Here is a 7,168-nt window from a genome sequence, read left to right as displayed (position 1 = left end):
CTTCGCTTGGGCTACACCACCCACCATCACAAATAAATATCTGGCGTTTCCATGAGTTCCCTTTTAGCTCCATACACAAACTTCTTGACACTACCCCCGATAAGGGCTTCAGTCCCATTTTAGTGATGAAAATCATCACTAAAATGCTTATTCACCTGGAAATCCTTGCGTTAACGATGAAAAACATCGTTAACGCACACACTCAATTCGATTCAGGGGAGACAGGCTGCTATTAGCGCTCAAGTGCCGAACAAGCCGCCCCTCAAACGGGACTGCCAGCAGACTTGCTTTCCTGAGGGAAAGGGATAGTGACGATATGGAAAAGCTGCGCCTCCTTTCTGATCACCCTAATGAATTAATCGTAATATCGAATGCTTTATTACTGCAAAGCTGCACTGTGTGGTTGTAATTTATTTACTCCAGGCTTCCACCAAAGCTCCTATGTTCCAACCGATGCCACTCCTTCTACTTTATCACTATAAAGCACTAAAACTGAATCTGTTAAAAAAGGTCCGAAACTATAATCATAGTTTCAGACCTTTTTCACTATTTCCCGCTCAAATCACTTGGCATTTTCTCTGGAAAGTTCTCTTGCAATTTATCTTGCAAGTTCTCTTTCAATTTCTTTTGCAGCTTTTCATGCTCCACGCAATTTCCTACGCAATGATTCACAAATAATGCAAACTATAAAATCTGCGACAAAAACAACTTCGTCCGGTCCGATTGCGGGTTTTCGAAAATTTGCTGAGGCTTCCCGATCTCCATAATTTCTCCAGCGTCGAAGAATATTACCCGGTCTGCAACTTCACGCGCGAAATTCATTTCATGTGTGACGACCAGCAGTGTAATCCCTGAATTGGCCAATGTTTTCATAACGTCCAAAACTTCTTTAATCATTTCAGGATCGAGCGCTGAGGTTGGCTCATCGAAGAGCATGATTTTGGGCTGCATCGCCAGCGCCCTGGCGATCGCCACCCGCTGCTGCTGGCCACCGGAAAGCTGGCCCGGATATTTGCCCGCCTGGTCGTGAATACCTACGCGCTCCAGAAGCTCCAAAGCGATGCTTACTGCTTTTTCCTTCGGCCATTTGCGCACCCAGATTGGCGCCAGCGTTATATTTTCAACGATGGTCATATGTGGAAATAAGTTAAACTGCTGAAACACCATGCCGGTTTCTTTGCGAATCGCATCAATGTTGGCAATGTCGTCGGACAAATTAATGCCATCGACGATAATATCGCCTTCCTGAATTTCCTCCAGCGCATTAATGGTGCGGATGAACGTCGATTTGCCGGATCCGGAAGGCCCGATAATCACAATAACCTCGCCCTTCTGGACATCTAGAGATACATTTTTCAGGGCATGATGAGTACCGTACCATTTATTGATACCGCGACAAACGATAATTGGCTCTTCGTTTTGATTTTGGTCTACTTGCCCCTCCATCATGGATGCAGATGCCTGCTTCATTGAAACCCCTCCTCTTCATGCTAATTTTTCCGTCTATCCAGAGAGGCTTCCAAGCCTCTGCTCACTTTCGACATTAACAAACAGAAAATCAGGAACACTACGGCAACAAATACGAATACTTCCATTTGCCTGCCTAGAAATTCTGGGTTGGCGATGATTCTTTTGGCTATACCCATCAAATCCATTAAGCTCACGATCGCGACAAGCGATGTATCCTTGAACACTTCAATCACAATCCCTACTAACGCAGGAATAACGCTGCGCAGGGCTTGCGGCATGACGATGAAGGTCATTTTTTGCACATAATTTAAGCCAAGCGCTTCTGCTGCTTCATACTGACCACGAGGAACTGCCTGCATACCGCCTCGAATCGTCTCGGCAACATAAGCTGCGTTAAACAATGTAAATCCGATCATCGCCCGCAAAACATTGCTTAATTCAATCCCATTCCCCATAAATAACGGCAGCAATAGCTGTGCCATAAACAGAACGGTAACTAACGGGACTCCCCGGATAATTTCGATATAAGCAATGCTGAACCATCTGACGAGCACCAGCTTGCTCCTTCTGCCCAGCGATAACAAAATGCCGAGAGGAAAAGAGAAAACAATCGTAACTCCCGCGATCAAAACCGTTAGGAGAAATCCGCCCCAGAGGGTCGAGGATACATTTTTGAGTACTCCGGCCCCACTCAGCATCATCAACACTAGCGGGAAAAATAACAGCCAGCCGAACATATGAATTTTTTTGGCAAAATGAAACTTATGTCCGATCCAATAGCCAATCAGCATTAAGACTATAGCGCCGAACAGCCACAATCTGGAGGTTGCCGTCAGGAAGGGCATGACACCCACGATGGCAAAAATAATCATAAAGCAGACAGCAATTTGTGTAATCAAGCCTTTGCGAATGCCCCAGGATATTCCCAGCAGCAGTGCCATTAAGGCTAGTGTTACCCAAACACGCCATATTTCCGAAGCTGTATACTGACCCACCATCAAGATGCGCAGGTTAGCAGCAATCACATCCCATTTTGCAGTAAACAGTGTCCAGCCCAGTATGCCCTTGGCGATAAAAAATAAAATAAGGGCAGACACCAGCGTCAAAACACTATTGAACCAGCCGTCAAACAGATTTTTTCTGATCCAGCCCAAGCCACTTACACTTACACGCGGTTTTGCCACAGACATTGTCTAATCACCTCTCTACCAGTTGGAAATGCCTGTTAAACCAATTCATCAGAAACGAGATGATTAAGCTGACGATCAAATACACACCCGCAACTAACACGATGATTTCTACGGCACGTCCAGTCTGATTGATGATTGTATTTCCGATGGAGAACATCTCGGTGTATCCGACCGCTACACCCAAGGTTGAATTTTTGACCAAATTTAGAAATTGGCTCGTCAGTGGGGGAACAATAATGCGGCCGGCTTGCGGCAATGTGACTAAACGCATGATCGTGCTCTTTTTTAAGCCAAGCGCTTTTGCAGCCTCAATCTGTCCTTTGGGAACAGCCATAATACCGGATCGCACGATCTCTGCGACGAAGGCTGAGTGATAAATAATAAGACCGAACAATATAGCAGCGAACTCGGAAGTAATGACATATCCGCCTTCGTAAAGTCTGCCCTGGATAACAGGAAGGCTGAGACTAAGCGGCAATTCCGATGTAATGGCAAAAGCCAATAAAAGAATGATGGCAGCAGAGCCCAAGCCCCAGATAAACGGAAACTTTCTTTTACCCGCTTCGATTTGCTTTTTTAACATAAACTTGATCATTATTACGCCTGCAAGTATACCCACCACAACAAAAGCTAACCATATCAACCAGGAATCATTAGCCGTAAACCAGGGAATCGCATTCCCCCGATTGCTGAAATAGAAAATGCCAAACAAATTAATGCTCTGTTCAATCTTCGGAAAAGGTAAAAAGACGGTAAAGTACAGGAAAAATATTTGCACTAAAAGAGGGATATTACGAACAATTTCTACGTACCCACCAGCCAGCTTCTTGACCAGCCAGTTGTCCGATAATCGGCCAATACCTACAACAGTACCTATAATAGCTGAAAAGAAAATGCCAATAACGGCAATCTTCAACGTATTCATTAACCCGACTAAAAGCGCTTTCCCATAGCTGTCGGCCGGCGAGAACTCGATTAATTTATCCGAGATCATAAAGGAGGCCGTAGACTTCAGGAAATCAAAGCTAAGTGAAATCCCAATTTTCTTCAGTCCCTGCAGAGCATTTAGAACAAAATAAGTGCCTAGCGCTGCAATCACAACGGCAAAGACGATTTGTAAAAGAATAGGTATCGTCTTCTTGTTTCTCCAAATTGGAATCTTGGTTTGTTTACCCACTCTTCTGATCACCTCGAAAAGGAGGGACCCACCTTATGATGAAGTGGCAGGTCCTTATTTTTTATTTTTTTAGTTGAAAGGCGGCGAGAACATTAATCCACCATTGGTCCACAGGGCATTGACTCCACGATCCAGCTTAAAGATCGATTCTTTACCAAGATTTTTTTCGAAAATTTCACTGTAGTTTCCTACACCTTTAATTAATTTAACTACGAAGTCATTATCCAAGCCGATATGCTTGCCAAGATCCCCTTCCAGGCCAAGGAAACGACGGATTCCAGGATCCTGGGAAGTCAGGAATTCATCCACATTGCTTTTGGTGATGCCGAATTCTTCTGCTTGAATAAGTGCGTAGATGATCCATTTAGTGACGTTAAACCATTGATCGTCGCCACCTTTGACAACCGGAGTAAGCGGTTCTTTTGACAATACTTCACTCAGAATCGTATGATCCGCTGGTGTTTTCATGGAAGCTAGTCTGGAAACAAGTCCGGATTGGTCAGAAGTCCATGCATCGATGCTTCCTTGCTCATAAGCGGTTACGATTGCATCTTGATTTTCGAATACAATGATTTCAGCTTTTGCATCTACTTTACGCAGCTTCTCTGTCAAGTTCAGCTCCGTTGTTGTACCTTGCTCTACGCCTACACGAAGGCCGTTCAAATCTTTCAAGGTTTCTACTTTAGCATCTTTACGAGCCATAACACCTTGTCCATCATAGAACGTAGTCGGGATAAACTTCAAACCAAGTGAGGTATCACGTGTAAAAGACATCGTAGTGGCTCTGCTCAAAATATCAATTTCTCCTGTTTGCAGCGCTGTAAATCGTGTTTGTCCAGTAACAGGTCTCATTTGAGCTGCTTCCGGATCACCGAAGATGGCAGCTGCGAAAGCCCGTCCAATTTCTATATCAAAGCCTGAGAAGCTGCCGTTCGAATCCAGAAAGCCAAATCCAGGGAGCACCGTATCCACACCGATGATGACCTTGCCTCTTTTCTTCACCTTGTCCAGCATAGCCCCTTCTTGCTTCGGCTGATCCTTGTTATCCACGTCGCTCGCAGCCGAATCTTCGCACCCGCTAAGCACCGTTACACAAAATAATAGCAGCAAACTAACGACCCAAAATAATTTTGTTCTAGTTCTTGTCATGATAAAAACCCTCCCTGTTTACTATTTGTATTTTTCTAGTAATTTATGAAACATTGCCTTGAACTTTTGAATGATTACAATGAACTCTTGCGGTTCTTTGCTATAAAGGCGCAAATTCGTCTTACTCCCTCAAGAAGAGCAGTCTCCTCAGTGGCTAACGAAATACGTACCATATTTTGCGAGGATACTCCGAACGTGCTTCCTGGCGCTACCGCGACCTTCTCTTCACTAAGCAGTGTCAAAGCAAAATCATCAGAGGTCATTCCCGTCTCCGAGATATCTATCAGCATGTAAAATGCACCCTTGTTCGGATAGCACTTAATCTTTTCTTGTACAAGCATAGCGTAAGCCCGGTCACGCCTGCTTTGATAGCTTAGTCTCATTTCTTCGACAAATTCCTGTGGACCTGTAAGTGCGGCCTCGGCAGCTTTTTGTGAAGTGGATGGCGCATTTCCGACCAGGGTAATCATAATTTTGATCATTAACGCGGATATTTCTTTATTGGCAATCGAGTAACCCAATCTCCAGCCGGTCATCGCATATTTCTTTGATACACCAAAGATGCTTATCACTCTGCCGTCAGTGTCGTATGCTTTGGGCGTTATATGAGTACCTTCATAAATAATGGAGTCGTATACTTCATCGGAAATCACATACAAATCATGCTTAACGGCAAATTCCATAAGCCTCTTGATCGTTTCTTCATCAAAAACGCCGCCTGTCGGGTTACCAGGTGTGTTAATCATGATGGCTTTCGTTCTACCAGTCACTTTGGCTTCCAGCTCTTCAAAATCCGGAATGAATCCTTCTTCCGCTTTCAATACATAAGGAACAGGTACACATTGCTGTACGCGTAAAATCATTTCATATACCGGCCACGCAGGGTCTGGAACCAGAATCTCATCGCCAACATCAGCAATGGCCAGCAAGCTCGCCGATAATGCCATAACGGAACCGGAGGTTACAACAATTTCGTCCATGCTTACGTTCAGATTGTAGCGGGCATGTAGATCCTCTTTAATGGCTTTGCGCAGTGTAGGATACCCTGGTACTGGCGTATACTTCGTGAAACCTTCTCTTGCTGCTACGGCTGCTGCTTCCATAATGTGCTCAGGCGTATTTACATTAGGCTCCCCAACCTCCAGGTGAATGGCATCAGGAATTAATGCGGATAGCTCGGCCAGCTTCCTAATCCCGGATTCAGGAATTAAGCTTCTAGCACTTGATAGTTGTTTCATAGTTCTGCTCCTCCTTCTAGGGTGTGGGTTGAAATTAAAATTGAAATTGCTCCAATTGTTTAAACATCGTATTCTTTTCTTCTTCCGTAATATTGCGCAGTGGTCCCCGGACTATGCTGTCCTGCAATCCTCTAAATGCAAGCGCGTGTTTAAAGTGCGACATGCTGAGGCCATTTTTCATAGCATCTGAAACTTGCCAAATCAACTTTTGCATCTTTTTGGCTTCCTCATAGTTTCCTTCTGTAAAAGACTGATACAGCTTCACATAAGGCTCAGGATATACATTAGCATTCCCAGAAACGCCACCAGCTGCTCCCGCATGCAAACCTGCCAGGAATAGGTGATCTGGCCCCAGCATAACAGGGAATTTCTCTGGCACTGCATCAATGATTTTAAGAATTTGCGTAAAATTATCCGAGCTGAATTTCAAAGCATGAATGTTAGGATGATTCTCGATCAACTTCAGCAAGACTGGAAGTGAAATTTCATTGCGGGCATTGCCGGGAAAATTATAAGCAAAAACAGAGAAATCATCAGAAACAGCTTTGGAAACCCTGGAATAGTGCTGGTAAATCGCTTCATCATCAACCGGAAAGAAATAAGGGCAAATAACGGAAATACCGTCAGCGCCGATTTGCTCGGCATGTTTGGCAAGTTCAATGGTACCTTCGGTAGTTTGATCACCTACATGGATGACTACCGGAATCCGCCCGTTCGTGAATTTCACGACTTGGTCAGCAACCTGCTTTCTTTCTTCTCGGGATAAAAGCATGCCTTCACCGGTAGTGCCCAGTGGAAAAAGTCCATGAATGCCCTTGGAAATCAGGAATTCAACGTGCTGCTCAAGAGCAGATTCATTAATGGAACCGTTTTCTTTAAATGGAGTCAGGATTGGTACGTAAACACCTTTGATAGTCATGTTAGTCTCCTCTTATCTATAAACT

7 protein-coding genes are annotated in these 7,168 nt (G+C 44.4%); 1 reads left to right on the top strand and 6 read right to left on the bottom strand.

Going from position 1 to position 7,168, the window contains the following annotated elements; all coding sequences use genetic code 11:
* Nucleotides 1-236 (top strand): hypothetical protein (locus J2Z66_RS34985; protein ID WP_209977422.1); only part of this gene is annotated, 236 nt, incomplete at its 5' end.
* Nucleotides 237-684: 448 nt separating this feature from the next.
* On the opposite strand, the gene J2Z66_RS34980 is transcribed toward J2Z66_RS34985, so the two are convergent.
* The 6 genes from J2Z66_RS34980 to J2Z66_RS34955 all read right to left on the bottom strand — a co-directional run bounded on the left by J2Z66_RS34980 (nucleotide 685) and on the right by J2Z66_RS34955 (nucleotide 7,143).
* A complete protein-coding gene (locus J2Z66_RS34980; protein WP_245376085.1) occupies nucleotides 685-1,446 on the bottom strand; it encodes an amino acid ABC transporter ATP-binding protein in 762 nt (253 codons plus the stop codon).
* Between the two features lie 44 nt (nucleotides 1,447-1,490).
* Nucleotides 1,491-2,660 (bottom strand): amino acid ABC transporter permease, encoded by a 1,170-nt coding sequence (locus J2Z66_RS34975; protein WP_209977421.1) that lies wholly within the window; start codon nucleotides 2,658-2,660, stop codon nucleotides 1,491-1,493.
* A gap of 7 nt (nucleotides 2,661-2,667) precedes the next feature.
* Nucleotides 2,668-3,837: an amino acid ABC transporter permease gene (locus tag J2Z66_RS34970; protein ID WP_209977420.1), complete on the bottom strand. Its 1,170-nt coding sequence runs from the start codon at nucleotides 3,835-3,837 to the stop codon at nucleotides 2,668-2,670.
* Between the two features lie 69 nt (nucleotides 3,838-3,906).
* Nucleotides 3,907-4,986 carry an amino acid ABC transporter substrate-binding protein gene (locus J2Z66_RS34965; RefSeq protein ID WP_209977419.1) on the bottom strand — a complete coding sequence of 360 codons (1,080 nt, stop codon included), beginning with the start codon at nucleotides 4,984-4,986 and terminating at the stop codon, nucleotides 3,907-3,909.
* Nucleotides 4,987-5,060: 74 nt separating this feature from the next.
* The gene (locus J2Z66_RS34960; RefSeq protein ID WP_209977418.1) at nucleotides 5,061-6,224 is read right to left on the bottom strand and encodes a pyridoxal phosphate-dependent aminotransferase; all 1,164 of its coding nucleotides are present in this window, start codon (nucleotides 6,222-6,224) and stop codon (nucleotides 5,061-5,063) included.
* Nucleotides 6,225-6,258: 34 nt separating this feature from the next.
* Nucleotides 6,259-7,143 (bottom strand): dihydrodipicolinate synthase family protein, encoded by an 885-nt coding sequence (locus J2Z66_RS34955; RefSeq protein WP_209977417.1) that lies wholly within the window; start codon nucleotides 7,141-7,143, stop codon nucleotides 6,259-6,261.
* Nucleotides 7,144-7,168 lie beyond the last annotated feature (25 nt).

Source organism: Paenibacillus eucommiae (genome assembly GCF_017874215.1).
In the GTDB taxonomy this organism is placed as follows: Bacteria; Bacillota; Bacilli; order Paenibacillales; family NBRC-103111; genus Paenibacillus_AI; species Paenibacillus_AI eucommiae.
This window is presented reverse-complemented; position numbering and strand designations above follow the sequence as displayed.